17 protein-coding genes are annotated in these 15,332 nt (G+C 62.9%); 14 read left to right on the forward strand and 3 right to left on the reverse strand.

Translation table 11 applies throughout. The features are described from left to right. Nucleotides 1-12 precede the first annotated feature (12 nt). The 8 genes from ACSBOB_RS18365 (at nt 13) to ACSBOB_RS18400 (ending at nt 6,663) form a co-directional block, all read left to right on the forward strand. Nucleotides 13-1,449 carry a pyruvate dehydrogenase complex E1 component subunit beta gene (locus ACSBOB_RS18365; RefSeq protein ID WP_442577541.1) on the forward strand — a complete coding sequence of 479 codons (1,437 nt, stop codon included), beginning with the start codon at nt 13-15 and terminating at the stop codon, nt 1,447-1,449. A gap of 20 nt (nt 1,450-1,469) precedes the next feature. After that, nucleotides 1,470-1,763 carry a hypothetical protein gene (locus ACSBOB_RS18370; protein WP_442577542.1) on the forward strand — a complete coding sequence of 98 codons (294 nt, stop codon included), beginning with the start codon at nt 1,470-1,472 and terminating at the stop codon, nt 1,761-1,763. Then, entirely contained in the window at nt 1,753-3,144 is a 1,392-nt protein-coding gene (locus ACSBOB_RS18375; protein ID WP_442577543.1) for a pyruvate dehydrogenase complex dihydrolipoamide acetyltransferase, read from the forward strand. Before ACSBOB_RS18370 ends, ACSBOB_RS18375 begins: the two co-directional genes overlap by 11 nt. A 114-nt stretch (nt 3,145-3,258) precedes the next feature. Next, a complete protein-coding gene (locus tag ACSBOB_RS18380; RefSeq protein WP_442577544.1) occupies nt 3,259-3,801 on the forward strand; it encodes an HdeD family acid-resistance protein in 543 nt (180 codons plus the stop codon). A gap of 12 nt (nt 3,802-3,813) precedes the next feature. Beyond that, nucleotides 3,814-4,230, forward strand: a complete 417-nt coding sequence (locus ACSBOB_RS18385; RefSeq protein ID WP_442577545.1) for a hypothetical protein — start codon at nt 3,814-3,816, stop codon at nt 4,228-4,230. Between the two features lie 8 nt (nt 4,231-4,238). Next, entirely contained in the window at nt 4,239-4,877 is a 639-nt protein-coding gene (locus ACSBOB_RS18390; RefSeq protein ID WP_442577546.1) for an SGNH/GDSL hydrolase family protein, read from the forward strand. Nucleotides 4,878-4,890: 13 nt separating this feature from the next. Further along, a complete protein-coding gene (gene lpdA, locus ACSBOB_RS18395) occupies nt 4,891-6,333 on the forward strand; it encodes a dihydrolipoyl dehydrogenase (protein WP_442577547.1) in 1,443 nt (480 codons plus the stop codon). A 72-nt stretch (nt 6,334-6,405) separates the two neighbouring features. Next, the gene (locus tag ACSBOB_RS18400) at nt 6,406-6,663 is read left to right on the forward strand and encodes a GlsB/YeaQ/YmgE family stress response membrane protein (protein WP_442577548.1); all 258 of its coding nucleotides are present in this window, start codon (nt 6,406-6,408) and stop codon (nt 6,661-6,663) included. 7 nt (nt 6,664-6,670) lie between these two features. Here ACSBOB_RS18400 and ACSBOB_RS18405 read toward each other — a convergent pair whose 3' ends face one another. Beyond that, on the reverse strand, nt 6,671-7,468 hold the full coding sequence (locus tag ACSBOB_RS18405) for a hypothetical protein (RefSeq protein ID WP_442577549.1): 798 nt from the start codon (nt 7,466-7,468) through the stop codon (nt 6,671-6,673). A 199-nt stretch (nt 7,469-7,667) separates the two neighbouring features. Here ACSBOB_RS18405 and lipA point away from each other — a divergent pair, with 199 nt between their 5' ends. The 3 genes from lipA to ACSBOB_RS18420 all read left to right on the forward strand — a co-directional run bounded on the left by lipA (nt 7,668) and on the right by ACSBOB_RS18420 (nt 9,793). Continuing rightward, nucleotides 7,668-8,648: a lipoyl synthase gene (lipA, locus tag ACSBOB_RS18410; RefSeq protein ID WP_442577550.1), complete on the forward strand. Its 981-nt coding sequence runs from the start codon at nt 7,668-7,670 to the stop codon at nt 8,646-8,648. Nucleotides 8,649-8,661: 13 nt separating this feature from the next. Continuing rightward, a complete protein-coding gene (locus tag ACSBOB_RS18415) occupies nt 8,662-9,114 on the forward strand; it encodes a type II toxin-antitoxin system RatA family toxin (RefSeq protein ID WP_442577551.1) in 453 nt (150 codons plus the stop codon). Between the two features lie 199 nt (nt 9,115-9,313). After that, nucleotides 9,314-9,793, forward strand: coding sequence for a hypothetical protein (locus tag ACSBOB_RS18420; RefSeq protein ID WP_442577552.1), 480 nt, complete (start codon nt 9,314-9,316; stop codon nt 9,791-9,793). Here ACSBOB_RS18420 and ACSBOB_RS18425 read toward each other — a convergent pair. Then, on the reverse strand, nt 9,762-10,271 hold the full coding sequence (locus ACSBOB_RS18425; protein WP_442577553.1) for a CinA family protein: 510 nt from the start codon (nt 10,269-10,271) through the stop codon (nt 9,762-9,764). The genes ACSBOB_RS18420 and ACSBOB_RS18425 overlap by 32 nt on opposite strands. Next, nucleotides 10,268-11,482, reverse strand: a complete 1,215-nt coding sequence (locus tag ACSBOB_RS18430) for a bifunctional 2-C-methyl-D-erythritol 4-phosphate cytidylyltransferase/2-C-methyl-D-erythritol 2,4-cyclodiphosphate synthase (protein WP_442577554.1) — start codon at nt 11,480-11,482, stop codon at nt 10,268-10,270. Before ACSBOB_RS18430 ends, ACSBOB_RS18425 begins: the two co-directional genes overlap by 4 nt. Before the next feature lie 139 nt (nt 11,483-11,621). Between ACSBOB_RS18430 and dusB the strand changes: the two genes are divergently transcribed. The 3 genes from dusB to ntrC are packed head-to-tail and all read left to right on the forward strand — an operon-like array spanning nt 11,622 to nt 15,230. Next, nucleotides 11,622-12,647 (forward strand): tRNA dihydrouridine synthase DusB, encoded by a 1,026-nt coding sequence (gene dusB, locus ACSBOB_RS18435; protein ID WP_442577555.1) that lies wholly within the window; start codon nt 11,622-11,624, stop codon nt 12,645-12,647. Next, nucleotides 12,644-13,774, forward strand: a complete 1,131-nt coding sequence (locus ACSBOB_RS18440; protein WP_442577556.1) for a two-component system sensor histidine kinase NtrB — start codon at nt 12,644-12,646, stop codon at nt 13,772-13,774. Before dusB ends, ACSBOB_RS18440 begins: the two co-directional genes overlap by 4 nt. A 1-nt stretch (nt 13,775) precedes the next feature. After that, complete coding sequence (gene ntrC, locus ACSBOB_RS18445; RefSeq protein ID WP_442583763.1) at nt 13,776-15,230, forward strand: nitrogen regulation protein NR(I); 1,455 nt, start codon at nt 13,776-13,778, stop codon at nt 15,228-15,230. Nucleotides 15,231-15,332: the final 102 nt, after the last annotated feature.

Genomic DNA, 15,332 nt, shown 5'->3' on the forward strand with positions numbered 1-15,332 from the left:
GGAGGGTGAACAATGCCGATCGAAATCCTGATGCCCGCCCTGTCGCCGACTATGGAAGAGGGCAACCTGTCCAAATGGCTGAAGAATGAAGGCGACAAGATCGTCGCCGGCGACGTGATCGCCGAGATCGAGACCGACAAGGCGACGATGGAAGTCGAGGCCGTCGACGAGGGCGTGCTTGGCAAGATCGTCGTGCCGGCCGGCGCGGAAGGCGTGAAGGTCAACGCCGTCATCGCCGTGCTGCTGCAGGACGGCGAAAGCGCCGGTTCTCTTACCTCCCCCTCACAGGGGGGAGGTCGCGCCGAAGGCGCGGCTGGGGGTGAGGCGCAGCCTGCGTCGACCCCCACCCCGCCCGCCGAGGCGGGCGACCCTCCCCGCAAGGAGGAGGGTGAAGCCGCTGCACCCGTCGCTGCTGCGCCAAAAACCGAGATCGCCGCCGATCCCGATATTCCCGCCGGTACCGAAATGGTCTCGACCACCGTACGCGAAGCCTTGCGCGACGCCATGGCGGAAGAGATGCGCCGCGACGAGGACGTCTTCGTCATGGGCGAGGAGGTCGCCGAGTACCAAGGCGCCTACAAGATCACGCAAGGGTTGCTGCAGGAATTCGGCCCGCGCCGCGTTGTCGACACGCCGATCACCGAGCACGGTTTCGCGGGCGTCGGCGTCGGCGCGGCAATGGCCGGGCTGAAGCCGATCGTCGAGTTCATGACCTTCAACTTCGCCATGCAGGCGATCGACCAGATCATCAACTCCGCTGCCAAGACGCTCTACATGTCGGGCGGCCAGATGGGCGCGCCGATCGTCTTCCGCGGCCCGAACGGTGCGGCTGCCCGCGTCGCCGCCCAGCACAGCCAGGATTATGCCGCATGGTACAGCCATATTCCCGGCCTAAAGGTCGTCATGCCCTATACGGCGGCCGATGCGAAAGGCCTGCTGAAGGCCGCGATCCGCGACCCGAACCCAGTCATCTTCCTCGAAAACGAAATTTTGTACGGCCACTCCTTCGACGTGCCGAAGCTTGACGATTTCGTCCTGCCGATCGGCAAGGCGCGCATCCACAAGCAGGGCAGGGACGTCACCATCGTATCGTTCGGCATCGGCATGACCTATGCGGTCAAGGCCGAGGCGGAACTGGCCAAGCTCGGGATCGACGTGGAGATCGTCGACCTCAGGACCATCCGCCCGATGGACCTCGATACGGTGATCGCCTCGGTGAAGAAGACCAACCGGCTGGTCGTGGTCGAGGAGGGCTATCCGCAATCCTCGGTCGGCGACTTCATCGCCAACCAGGTGTCGCAGCGAGCCTTCGACTTCCTCGACGCCCCGGTGATCACGGTTGCCGGCAAGGACGTGCCGATGCCTTATGCGGCGAACCTCGAAAAGCTCGCTTTGCCGAATGTCGGCGAGGTGATCGCGGCGGTGAAGGCGGTGACGTACCGGGGGTAGGTGTGACTGAGAGTGGCAACATGTGGCGCTTCGCATGGTCAGTCTTTTGGAAAACTGCCGTCGCCGGAATTCTTTTCGGCATAGTTGTCAACGTGGTTTTGAGCTTCTTTCTTCCTGCCTTGCTTCTAGGGTTTGGAATTTTGCCAGAAACCATGGTCCGAAGCGTTACTTATCTTGCCTATGCGGTTAGCGCTGTCGCTTACTTCGTGACATTGAAGTTTGTTCTGGAAAGCTCACTTGGGAAGAACATAGGTGGTATCCAGCTAGACCACGTCTCGCGGATGCGGCCGGAGGAGGATAGCCTTGCCAATTAACATCACCATGCCGGCCCTGTCGCCCACGATGGAGGAAGGCAATCTCTCCAAGTGGCTGGTCAAGGAGGGCGACAAGGTTTCGCCCGGCGACATCATTGCCGAGATCGAGACCGACAAGGCGACGATGGAGGTCGAGGCCGTCGACGAAGGCACGGTCGCGAAACTCCTCGTGCCGGCCGGCACCGAGGGCGTCAAGGTCAACGCGCTGATCGCCGTTCTGGCGGGTGAGGGCGAGGATGCAAGCGCCGCGGCCAAGGGCGGCGATGCACCGGCAAAGGCCGAAGCGCCGAAGGCGAATGCGGCGGCCGCCGCCGAGCCGACCAAGGCTGCTCCCGCGAAGACCGAGGAAGCAAAACCTGCTGCCAAGGCAGAGGCTGCCGCTCCGACAGCGAACGGCCATGCGGGTGGCGAGCGCACCTTCGCCTCACCGCTGGCGCGCCGCATCGCCAAGGAAGCCAGCATCGATGTCGCGGCGATCGCGGGCTCCGGTCCGCACGGGCGCGTCGTCAAGGCCGATGTCGAGGCCGCCGTCGCTGGCGGCGCGAAGGCTGCCGCGAAGCCGGCGGGTGCCGCCGAAACCGCCGCTCCCGCATCGAAGGCGGCACCTGCTGCTGCTCCGGTTGTAAAGCCGATGTCGGACGACGCGGTGCTGAAGCTTTTCGAGCAGGGCTCCTACGACCTCGTGCCGCATGACAACATGCGAAAAACCATCGCCCGCCGCTTGGTGGAGGCGAAGAGCACGATCCCGCATTTCTACCTGACGCTTGATTGCGAACTCGATGCGCTGCTGAAGCTGCGCGGCGAGCTCAATGCGGCCGCGCCGATGAAGAAGACCGACAAGGGCGAGGTGCCGGCCTACAAGCTGTCGGTCAACGACATGGTGATCAAGGCGATGGCTCTAGCGCTGATGGATGTGCCGGACGCCAACGCCTCGTGGACGGAAACCGCCATGGTGAAACACAAGCACGCCGATGTCGGCGTTGCCGTGTCGATCCCGGGCGGCCTGATCACGCCGATCATCCGCAAGGCCGACCAGAAGACGCTGTCGGTCATCGCCAACGAGATGAAGGATCTGGCGGCCCGCGCCCGGACGCGAAAACTGAAGCCGGAAGAATACCAGGGCGGCACGACGGCCGTGTCCAATCTCGGCATGTTCGGCATCAAGGATTTTTCGGCCGTCATCAACCCGCCGCACGCAACCATCTTGGCGGTCGGCGCCGGCGAGCAGCGAGCGGTGGTCAAGAACGGCGAGATAAAGGTTGCAACCGTCATGTCGGTAACACTGTCTACCGACCACCGCGCCGTCGACGGCGCGCTTGGCGCCGAACTGCTCGGCGCGTTCAAGCGCTACATCGAAAATCCGATCGGAATGCTGGTTTGAGGAAATGCAGGGGACAGTTTGCTTTTTTCGGCCCGCGCGAATTTTGAACTGCCGCGGCCATTCAGCCGAAAGAAAGTAAACTGTCCCCGGTACTTACCCACCAAGGAGGGGACTATGGCTACGGGCGAACAGGTACAGAGACTCAAGGCATCGTGGATATGGCTGGCCATTCTCGGCGCGATTTCGCTGGTCGGCGGCATATTGGCGCTGTTCAATCCACTCGCGGCGACGATGACGGCCGTATGGCTTGCAGGCTGGACCTTCCTGCTGTTCGGCGTCCTGCAAATCGTCCAGGCGTTCAGCGTCAAGGGTTGGCCGGGTTTTCTGTGGTCGCTCCTGCTCGGCGTGGTGACTTTGGCGGTCGGCGTGTCACTGCTCGGCAATCCGTTGGCGGGTGCGCTGTCGCTGACGATGCTGGTGGCGATCCTCTTCCTGGTGCTCGGCGTGGTGAAGGTGATGTACGCCTTTTCACTCCGCCCGGTATCCGGCTGGGGTTTTGCCGCCTTGTCTGGCGTTATATCGATCATCCTGGGCGTCATGATCCTGTCCGACTTCCCATATTCGGCGGGTGCCGTGCTGGGCATCCTGCTGGCAATCGAGCTTTTGTCCAACGGGGCGTTTCTGCTGGTCGTGGCGCTCGGACTGCGCAACGCGTGACCGATCGTTCCGGTGCGGGCTTTCCTGACGTCGTTCATGACGCTGTTCCTGTCGTTCCTCGCGGGCGGCATAATTGCGCAGCAACTGGCGGTGGCGACGGGCGCACGGGAGGAATATATCCTGGTCTTCGTCGCCGTCGTCCTGCTGGGGCTGGTGTTCGCGTTGGTCTTCTTCATCGCCCAGTTCGCAACGAATGCGAGGCAAGCGGTGGATGCGGCGGCAAAATGGTCACTGGCGATCTTCGCCCTGTTTGCGGTTGCGTTGCTGGGCTTCGAATATTGGGCGGTCGGTGGCGACATGGCCATGCTCAAGGCCGATCTGCCGATCGTCGCCGGGCTGATCTTGCCCGGCCTGGCGATCATCCTGGTGGACTGGCTGTTCGTGCGCTGGCGGGTCGGCGCGCGGCGCCTTGAACTTGGAGGAAGCTGAAGAGCGTCATGAAGAACATACTCTGCTACGGCGATTCTCTGACCTGGGGCTACAATGCCGAAGGCCCGTCGCGGCATCCGGTGGCCGATCGCTGGCCGTCCGTGCTTCAGGCCGAAATCGGCCCGGGCGTGCATGTCATCGCCGACGGTCTGAACGGTCGGACCACCGCCTTCGACGACCATCTCGCCGGCGAGGACCGCAACGGCGCGCGCACCTTGCCGGGCGTGCTCGGCACGCATTCGCCGCTCGACCTCGTCATTATCATGCTTGGCGCCAACGACATGAAACCGTGGATCCACGGCAATGCCTTCGTCTCGAAGAACGGCATGGCGCGGCTGGCGCAGATCGTGCGCACCCACCCGTATCAACTGGCAGCTTCCGCGCCAAAACTGATCATCGTCTCCCCGCCGCAGGTCAGCCGCACCGACAATGTCGAGTTCACCTCGGCTTTTGCCGGCGGCAACGAGGCGTCAAAACACCTCGCGAGCTATTATGATGCGTTGGCGAAAGAGATCGACTGCGGCTTCTTCGACGCTGGCACGGTCGCCAAGACCACGCCGCTCGACGGCGTCCATCTCGACGCCGAGAACACGCGTGCCATCGGCAAGGCCTTGGCGCCGCTGGTGAAAAAGACCCTGAATATCTAGGAAGGAATCCGTCATGGCTGCATCCTATGACGTCATCATCATCGGCTCCGGTCCAGGCGGTTATGTCGCCGCGATCCGCGCAGCACAACTCGGCCTCAAGACGGCGATCGTCGAGCGCGAGCATCTGGCCGGCATCTGCTCCAACTGGGGCTGCATACCGACCAAGGCGCTGCTTCGGACGGCCGAGATTTTCCACTATGCCGAGCACGCCAAGAGCTACGGCCTGAAACTGGAAGGTAGCGTCTCGCCCGATCTGAAGGCGATCGTCGACCGGTCGCGCGGCATCGCCCAGCGCATGAACAACGGCGTCGGCTTCCTGATGAAGAAGAACAAGGTCGACGTGATCTGGGGCGAGGCCAAGCTGACCAAGCCAGGTGAGATCGTCGTGTCGAAGACGACCAAGAAGCCCATGGAACCGATGGGTCCGGTTCCGAAGAACACGCTGGGCGAGGGCACCTACACGGCAAAACATATCATCGTCGCCACCGGCGCGCGGCCACGCGCCCTGCCGGGCATAGAGCCGGACGGAAAACTGATCTGGACCTATTTCGAGGCGATGGTGCCGCAGCAGATGCCGAAGTCGCTGCTGGTCATGGGCTCCGGCGCCATTGGGATCGAGTTCGCGTCCTTCTACCGTACCATGGGCGTCGACGTGACCGTGGTCGAACTGCTTTCGCAGGTCATGCCGGTCGAAGACGCCGAGATTTCGGCGTTGGCCAAAAAGCAGTTCGACAAGCAGGGCATGAAGATCCTGCTCGACGCCAAGGTCACCAAGGTCGAGAAATCAGCGGATTCGGTGACCGCTCATGTCGAGACCAAGGACGGCAAGACGCAGAAGATCACCGCCGACCGGCTGATCTCGGCCGTCGGCGTGCAGGCCAACATCGAGAACATCGGCCTGGAGGCTCTCGGCGTGAAGACCGAGCGCGGTGTCATCGTCATCGATGGCTACTGCCGCACCAACGTGCCCGGCATCTATGCCATCGGCGATGTCGCAGGCCCGCCGATGCTGGCCCACAAGGCCGAGCACGAAGGCGTGGTCTGCGTCGAGAAGATTGCCGGGCTCAACGTCCATCCGATGGACAAGCTGAAGATCCCCGGCTGCACCTACTGCAACCCGCAGGTCGCCTCCGTCGGACTGACCGAAGCCAAGGCCAAGGAAGCCGGCTACGACGTGCGCGTCGGGCGTTTCCCCTTCGTCGCCAACGGCAAGGCGGTGGCGCTGGGCGAGGACCAGGGCCTGGTCAAGACGGTGTTCGACAAGAAGACCGGGCAGTTGCTCGGCGCCCATATGGTCGGCGCCGAAGTCACCGAACTCATCCAGGGTTTCGTCGTCGCCATGAACCTCGAGACCACCGAGGAAGAACTGATGCACACGATCTTCCCGCATCCGACGCTGTCGGAGATGATGAAGGAAAGCGTGCTTGACGCCTACGGCCGCGCGCTGAACGCCTGATCGCCGTGCGGCCGGAACCGAATGGCGCCGTGTCCGTTATGCAGCTGATTTTTTAATTGCATGAGGGCAATCATGGACGTGAACGGTGTCGGCTGGATTGCAGCCATCATTATCGGCGGTTTGGCTGGATGGCTGGCCGAAATGTTCATGAAGAGCAATATGGGCATCTTCATGAACATCATCCTGGGTATCGTCGGCGCGATCGTGCTCAATGCCATCCTGAACGCGTTGAACATCGGCATCTTCGGCGTCGGCTGGATCGCCTATCTGATCACCGGCTTCATCGGCGCCTGCCTGCTGATCTTCGTCGGACGGCTGGTTCGGCGCTGAACATTTCTCAGTTGGCCGCGGAAGCGTGCGGACGCAGCCCTGCGTTCGGATGGCTGCGGACGTAGTCCAGCCAGTCCCTGAACGGATTGTAGGAGATGTCGATGCGCGCCAGCGCATTGACGATGGTCGGCATCATTGCTGAAATGCGGCGCATCGGTTCGTGGAACAGCGGATTGTCGGCCATGCGGTGATGGGTGCCGCCGGACGAAGGATCGATGCTCATTTGCTGGCGGCGATGGCTGCTGCGCAGGCCGTAGCCGCGTTCGACACGATGCATGTTCTCGACGAAAATCGAGTACATCTCCTCGGCGTTGCGGAAATCCGGACCCAGCGGTTGCCGCTCCGACATGCCGAAAGCTGACCGCATCGAGTGAAACAACTCGTGCACGAGTACCGCGTCCGCCTGTGTTTCCGGATCCTGGCTGAAGACGAGCGGCGTGAAACTGATCGTCGTGTCGACCCCGCGCCCGGTGCCTCTTGCCACACCTGGGACGACACGCCCCTGAATGTCGCGCGGTTGAACGTTGCGCCAGAAGGCATCGATCGGATGGGCGCCCAGGTCCGAATGTGCCTTGCCCGAAGCAGGCGAGCTTTGATCGGTGCCATGCGGATCGACGACCCCCAGCGGGCGGATCGTCACCTGCCGCTGCCGAAGGGCAAAGAAGCCGAGAAGGGTCCTGCCGGTGTTCGTTCCCCTGACGTTGGATGTGATGGCGAGCAGTTCGCGTTCGTAGGCTTCCGCCCCGCCGGGATAGAGATATCCCGAGCCATCGCAGCGGACATTGGTCGCAACCTCGAACGGCATCTTGCCCTCCACCGGTATGGCGCCGACGATAGCATGCAAAGACGCGATTGTATGCGCCCGATGCCGCTTCCAGCCGCATGTCGGGCACGCGGCTGCATGACCGCGCATCGGCGTTTCGACAGGTCAGACATGCGGCTTGTCTCTTGCTCTGGGGCGGCTTGACGCTTAAGTCCTAGCGACGCAGATCGCGGGAGACTTCATGGTCACCATAGACCTCCTCCAGAACGACCCACGCAAGAAGAGCGAGCCGAAGCCGCGCCACCCGGAAAAGGCCCATCGGCCCGATCAGGAAGTCGCGCGCAAGCCTGACTGGATTCGGGTAAGGGCTCCGAATTCAAAGGGTTATGCCGAGACCCGCGAAATCGTGCGCTCGCACAATCTGGTCACCGTGTGCGAGGAAGCCGGCTGCCCGAACATCGGCGAGTGCTGGGACAAGAAGCACGCGACCTTCATGATCATGGGCGAGATCTGCACTCGCGCCTGCGCCTTCTGCAATGTCGCCACCGGGCGCCCCGGCCCGCTCGACCCGACCGAACCTGGCAGCGTGGCGCGGGCCGTGCGCAAGATGGAGCTGCAGCATGTGGTCATCACCTCCGTCGACCGGGACGATCTGGACGATGGCGGCGCCCGGCATTTCGCCGCGGTGATCCGCAACATCCGCGCGCTAAACCCTTCCACGACAATAGAAATCCTGACGCCGGATTTCTTGCGCAAGGAAGGCGCGCTGGAGATCGTGGTCGCAGCGAAGCCAGATGTGTTCAACCATAATTTGGAGACAGTGCCGTCGAACTATCTGACGGTCAGGCCGGGCGCCCGCTACTTCCATTCGATCCGGCTCCTGCAGCGGGTGAAGGAACTCGATCCGTCGATCTTCACCAAGTCGGGCATCATGGTCGGGCTTGGCGAGGAGCGGCACGAAGTGCTGCAACTGATGGACGATCTGCGCTCCGCCGACGTCGATTTCATGACCATCGGCCAGTATCTGCAGCCCTCGAAGAAGCACCATCCGGTGAAGAAATTCGTCACGCCGGACGAGTTCAAGTCCTTTGAAACCATTGGACTTTCCAAGGGTTTCCTGGTGATGGCCTCGAGCCCGCTGACCCGCTCTTCGCACCATGCCGGCGACGACTTCGCAAGGCTCCGCGCGGCGCGCGAGGGCATGCTGAAGAAGGCGGTCTGAGGCACTCCGGCCGATGCCGAAATTCGAGACGACAAGGCATGTCCGGCACCGGCCGGAAGAGATGTTCGCGCTGGTGGCGGATGTCGAGAAATATCCGGAATTCCTGCCGCTTTGCGAGGCGCTGGCGGTGCGCTCGCGCAAGGAACGCGACGGCCAGACCATCCTGGTCGCCGACATGACCGTGGGTTACAAGGCGATCCGCGAGACCTTCACCAGCCAGGTGCATCTGAAGCCGGCCGAAAACCGCATCGATGTCAAATACATAGATGGGCCGTTCAAATATCTGAGCAATGTCTGGCGCTTCGAGCCGGCCGGGCAGGGCGAATGCCAGATCGGATTTTCCATCGACTACGAGTTCAAGAACAGGCTGCTCGGCATGGTCATGGGCTCGATGTTCGACCGGGCTTTCCGCATGTTCGCCGAGGCGTTCGAGAAACGCGCCGATGCTGCTCGAAACCCGATATAGCTAACAAAACTGATTCTTCGACGCGCTGCAACTGCGTTTCTTTTCCAGTGTTTATGTGAACATATACGCAGTGCGCCGATTCCAAAAGCGCCTCATTTGATTCTAGAAAATTTGTTTTGACCTAGGTTTTCTCGGACCTAGATCGGCAGGAAATATCGTGATACTATATTATTAATAATGCAATTCGGGAGGAATCTGCATGTATAAACCAAATTTTGATTTTACCGACGCTGGAACTGATATTGAGAGGCTTGACAGGTTTTTAGTCGAGCTTGAAAATTTCTTGACCGATGTTGTCAAGACGGGAGAAGACAGCCGGGGGACCAAGCTGATCCTCAAGCGCCTGATGCCGGCCATGCAAAATGCGTGGAACGCCGTGGGCGAATCACCGGCAAATCAGGCCACCGCGCGTTTCGCAAATCTTCGGAACAGGCTGAAGGACACGTCAAGCCAGACTCGTGAGGATCATGGGCTAACCGGTTCCTCGCTGAAATTCAAACTCGACGTCATCAGTCATTGGACCGGCGTCTACAATCTGTTTGGCGGCAGCCGGTGGTTCGAAAAGATCATCGACCTCATCGACACGTTATTCGAGAGCTTGATCGACGCCGTGGGCGCCGGGGGCGCGCTTGCAGAGTTGAAAGACTTTATTCTCGGTTGTGTAGACGAGAGGGCGTAAGTGCCTCGATACCGATTTCCAATGCGACCCGCACGGTTTCGCGCCTGATATGGTCGCGGCCGTTATTGTCGAAGATGCGTTTTTCGGCGACAGGTTCATGGCCGGTAAGCGCCAGCCCGAACCAGACCAACCCGACCGGCTTTTCAGCTGACCCGCCATCCGGGCCGGCGATGCCGGTGACAGCGAGCGTTATGCCGGCGCGGGAGTTTTTCAGCGCGCCGGCCGCCATCTCCAGAGCGGTCTCGCGCGAGACCGCTCCGTGAGCGTCGAGCGTGGCTTTGCGGACGCCGAGCATCTCCATCTTGGCTTCGTTGGAATAGGTGATGAAACCCCGGTCGACCATCGAGGACGAACCGGGGATGTCGGTCAGCGTCGCGATGATCAGTCCGCCGGTGCAGGATTCGGCGGTGGCGGAGAGGATTTTTCTTGCCGCGCAGGCCTGCAGGAAGCGGTTGGCGAGGTCGGCAATCTCGGTCATGCGGAGACTTCTCCCGGATAGATGACGGTCGCGGTGGCGATGGCGGCGATGCCTTCCTCGCGGCCGATGAAGCCCAGTTTTTCGTTGGTGGTGGCTTTCACGGATATGCGGCCCGGGTCGACGCCGAGCATTTCCGAGATCGCCGCCGTCATCGCCGCTCGGTGCGGACCGACGCGCGGCGCCTCGCAGATCAAGGTGATGTCGGCATTGGCGATGCGCCCGCCGGCGGCGCGAACAAGCGAGGCGGCGTGCTCGACGAAGATGCGGGAGCGCGCTCCCTTCCATTGCGGATCGGAGGGTGGGAAATGCGTGCCGATGTCGCCGGCGCCGCGCGTGGCAAGCAAGGCGTCGGTCAGCGCATGCAGGCCGACATCGGCGTCGGAATGGCCGGACAGTTTTTTGCCATGTGGAATTTTCACGCCGCACAGCCAGACATGGTCGCCTTCCTCGAAACAGTGCACGTCATAGCCGTTGCCGGTACGCACATCGGGAAAGCGCGTGCCGGAAAGTCGCTGGTCCGCCATTTCGATATCCCGCGCCCAGGTGAGTTTGATGTTGACCGGCGACCCCTCGACCAGCTTGACTGGAATGCCGGTCCATTCGGCGATCGCCGCGTCGTCGGTAAAGTCGGTCTTTCCGGCATGATGCGCCTTCATATGCGCCGCATGGATCGGCCAGAAGGGAAAACCCTGTGGGGTCTGCGCGGCGTAAAGGCCGTTGCGCGAGACGGTCTCCGACACCGTTCCATCGCCGCCGCCGCGTTTCAGCGTATCTGAGACCGCAAGCGCCGGGAGCGCGGCCTGGCGCTCGCCGATGGCTTCGATCGTGCGGTCGACGAGTGCCGAATCGACAAAGGGCCGGGCGGCGTCATGGATCAGCACCTTTGCGGGAGATGCCTCGCGGAGCGCCTGCAGGCCGAGCCGCACCGAATCCTGCCGCGTTGCGCCGCCCTCGACGGTGATGACCCTTTTGGCAAGCAAGCCAGCCGCCTCGGCAAAAAGCTCGTGGTCGTCAGGATGGATGACGACGACGACCGGGCCGATCGCCTTATGCCGCAGAAAAACTTCAATCGAGCGGCTTATGACCGGCCTGCCGTCGATCGTCCGGTATTGCTTCGGCCCTTCGGCGGAGCCCGCGCGCTCGCCGCGTCCGGCTGCGACAATGACGACGGCGACGCGGCGTTCCTCGGCCTTGGTGATCGGGGCATTCATGCGAGAGGCTTAGTCGCTGGGAAATCCGAGGGCCAGCGCTTTCCGCCGTATCCGACATTTTCCAATGCGCTGGCGGTTGCAGTCCGAGCGGATTCTGTCTAGGAATTGAGCATGCAAGAAAGTTGCTTCGTTTTTGTGCATGGCTGACATTTCAAAATTAGCCCAGCCGCTCGCGGTCGGCAACGTAACGATCCGCAACCGGGTCTTCCTGGCGCCGATGTCGGGCATCACCGACCAGGCATTCCGGTCGCGTGCGCACGCGCACGGCGCCGGCCTCGTCGTGTCCGAGATGGTGGCCAGCGGCGAACTGGCGAAGGGCCGCGCAGGCTCGCAATTGCGCATCCGCCATTCCGGGCTCGATGTGCATATGGTGCAGCTTGCCGGGCGCGAGGCGGGGCACATGGCCGAAGGCGCGCGCATCGCGGCGGGCGAGGGCGCGGACATCGTCGACATCAACATGGGCTGCCCGGCCAAGAAGGTGACGGGCGGCTATGCCGGGTCGGCGCTGATGCGCGACCTCGACCATGCGCTGACGCTGATCGACGCGGTGGTCGGCGCGGTCGAGGTGCCGGTGACGGTGAAGATGCGGCTCGGCTGGGACGAGGACGCGCTGAACGCGCCGGCGCTGGCGCGGCGAGCGGAAAATGCCGGCGTGCGCATGGTAACCATCCACGGGCGCACCCGCTGCCAGTTCTATGAGGGCAAGGCGGACTGGCGGGCGATCAGGCGCGTCAAGGAGGCGGTGTCGATCCCGGTGGTGGCGAACGGCGATGTCGGGACTGTCGCGGATGCCGAGGCCGTGCTTGAACAGTCCGGCGCCGACGCGGTGATGGTGGGCCGAGCGAATTATGGCGCGCCGTGGACTGCGGGTTCTGTCGCCGCCGGGGCGGGTGCTGATGGCGGCGTAGAGCCGCCACAGGGCGCAGCACTCGCCGACTATGTCGTTGCGCACTATGAGGACATGCTGGCGCTCTACGGCGTCGAGAGCGGCCTGCGGCAGGCGAGGAAACACCTTGGCTGGTATCTCGACCGGCATGCGCCGCTGACCACTGCGGAGTTGCGCGCGACGATCCTGCGATCGACCGAGCCGCCGGCCGTCGCCCAGGCGCTGCGCCGCACCTTTGCGGACGCTGAGGAGATTTCGGCAATGAGGAGCGCGGCATGAACATCGCCTCACCGCCGCCCGGCCCGGAAGCGGCCGCCCAGATCGTGCTCAACACGATCCGCCGGCCCGTCATCATGATCGGCCCGAGCGGGCTGATCGTCTACGCCAATGCCGATGCCGAGGATTTCTTCCGCTCCAGCGCTGCTATGCTGGCGCGGGCCACGCTGGCGAAGTTCGTGCCTTTCGGCAGCCCGATCCTGACGCTGGTCGACCAGGTGCGCGAGCGCGCCGCGCCGGTCAATGAATATCGCGTCGACATCTCCTCGCCGCGCCTCGGCATCGAGCGGGTGGTCGACCTTTATGTCGCACCGGTGCCCGAACTGCCGGGCTCTGTGGTCGTCATGTTCCAGGAACGGTCGATGGCCGACAAGATCGACCGGCAGATGACGCATCGCGGCGCGGCCCGCTCGGTGACCGGTCTCGCCGCCATGCTGGCGCATGAGATCAAGAACCCGCTGTCGGGTATACGCGGCGCGGCGCAATTGCTGGAGACCGTGGTTTCCGACGAGGACCGGGCGCTGACCCGGCTGATCACCGACGAGACCGATCGGATCGTCTCGCTGGTCGACCGCATGGAGGTGTTTTCCGACGAGCGCCCGATCGACCGGCATCCGGTCAACATCCATGTCGTGCTCGACCATGTGAAGGCGATCGCCAGGAACGGATTTGGAAGCAAGATCAAGATCTTCGAGGATTACGATCCATCGCTGCCTTCGGTCTATGCGAACCGCGACCAGCTCGTGCAGGTGTTTTTGAACCTGATCAAGAACGCCGCCGAGGCGACGGGCAATTCGCCTTCCGCCGAGATCACGCTGTCCACGGCGTTCCGGCCCGGCATCCGGGTTTCGGTGGCGGGATCGCAGGACAGGGTGTCGCTGCCGCTGGAATTCTGCGTGCACGACAACGGGTCCGGCGTTCCCGAAGACCTGCTGCCGATCCTGTTCGATCCGTTCATCACCACGAAACCCAACGGTTCCGGCCTGGGACTGGCGCTGGTGGCCAAGATTGTCGGCGAGCATGGCGGCATCATCGAATGCGACTCGACAACGCGCGGAACGACGTTCCGCATCCTGATGCCGGCCTGGAAGGAAATGCCTTCCGGCGAAGGAGCGTCCAATGAGAGGTGACATGAAGCCGCGCGGCAACATCCTCGTGGCGGACGACGACGCCGCCATCCGCACCGTGCTCAACCAGGCGCTGTCGCGCGTCGGCCACGAGGTGCGCGTCACGTCCAACGCCGCGACGCTGTGGCGCTGGGTGGCGGCGGGCGAGGGCGATATCGTCATCACCGACGTGGTGATGCCGGACGAGAACGCCTTCGACATGCTGCCGCGCATCAAGAAGGCCCGGCCGGAACTGCCGGTCATCGTCATGAGCGCCCAGAACACCTTCATGACGGCGATCCGCGCGTCGGAGACCGGCGCCTACGAATATCTGCCAAAGCCGTTCGATCTCAACGAGTTGCTGAACATCGTCAACCGGGCGCTTTCGGAGCCGAAGAAGGCCAAAGGCGAGCCGGCGCCCGACGAGGCGCCCGATTCGATGCCGCTGGTCGGCCGTTCGCCGGCCATGCAGGACATCTATCGGATGCTGGCGCGCATGATGCAGACCGATCTGACGGTGATGATCACCGGCGAGTCCGGCACCGGCAAGGAACTGGTGGCGCGCGCGCTGCACGAATACGGCCGGCGGCGCAACGGGCCGTTCGTGGCGATCAACATGGCGGCGATCCCGCGCGACCTGATCGAATCGGAACTGTTCGGCCATGAGAAGGGCGCCTTCACCGGCGCGCAGAACCGCTCGACGGGGCGTTTCGAGCAAGCCGAGGGCGGTACGCTGTTCCTCGACGAGATCGGCGACATGCCGATGGAGGCGCAGACGCGGCTGCTGCGCGTGCTGCAGCAGGGCGAATACACGACGGTCGGCGGGCGCACCCCGATCAAGACCGACGTGCGTATCGTCGCGGCGACCAACAAGGATCTGCGCACGCTGATCAACCAAGGTATGTTCCGCGAGGATTTGTTCTACCGAATCAATGTCGTACCGTTGCGTCTTCCACCGCTGCGCGAGCGTGGGGAGGACATTCCGGACCTCGTGCGCCACTTCTTCAAGCAGGGCGAGCAGGAGGGATTGCAGACGAAGCGCATCTCGTCCGGCGGCATCGAGCTGATGAAACGCTATCCGTGGCCGGGCAATGTGCGCGAGCTTGAGAATTTGATCCGCCGGCTGGCCGCGCTTTATGCGCAGGATGAGATTTCGGCCGAAATCATCGAGTCGGAGCTGAAGACGGGCGAGCAGCCGTCCATGCCGGGCGGCAGGCTGCTGCCGGACGATCTGTCGATAGGGCAAGCGGTGGAGCACTATCTGCAGCGTTATTTCGCCGCGTTCGGCGGCGACCTGCCGCCGTCCGGTCTCTACCAGCGCATTCTCGCCGAGGTCGAGTTCCCGCTGGTGCTGGCCTCGATGACGGCGACGCGCGGCAACCAGATCAAGGCGGCGGATTTGCTCGGCCTGAACCGCAACACGCTGCGCAAGAAGATCCGCGAGTTGGGCGTGAACGTCTATCGGGCGGCAAAGACCTGAGATTCGGCGAGGCAGTCTGCCTTTGTCATCTGCCTTTGAACGAGGGAGGAACGGCCGCCAGCGGATTTTATTCCGCCGGGCGTGAAACCATCCGGCGATGGC

The sequence above is a fragment of the Mesorhizobium sp. KACC 23794 genome, from assembly GCF_052180275.1.
GTDB lineage: Bacteria > Pseudomonadota > Alphaproteobacteria > Rhizobiales > Rhizobiaceae > Kumtagia.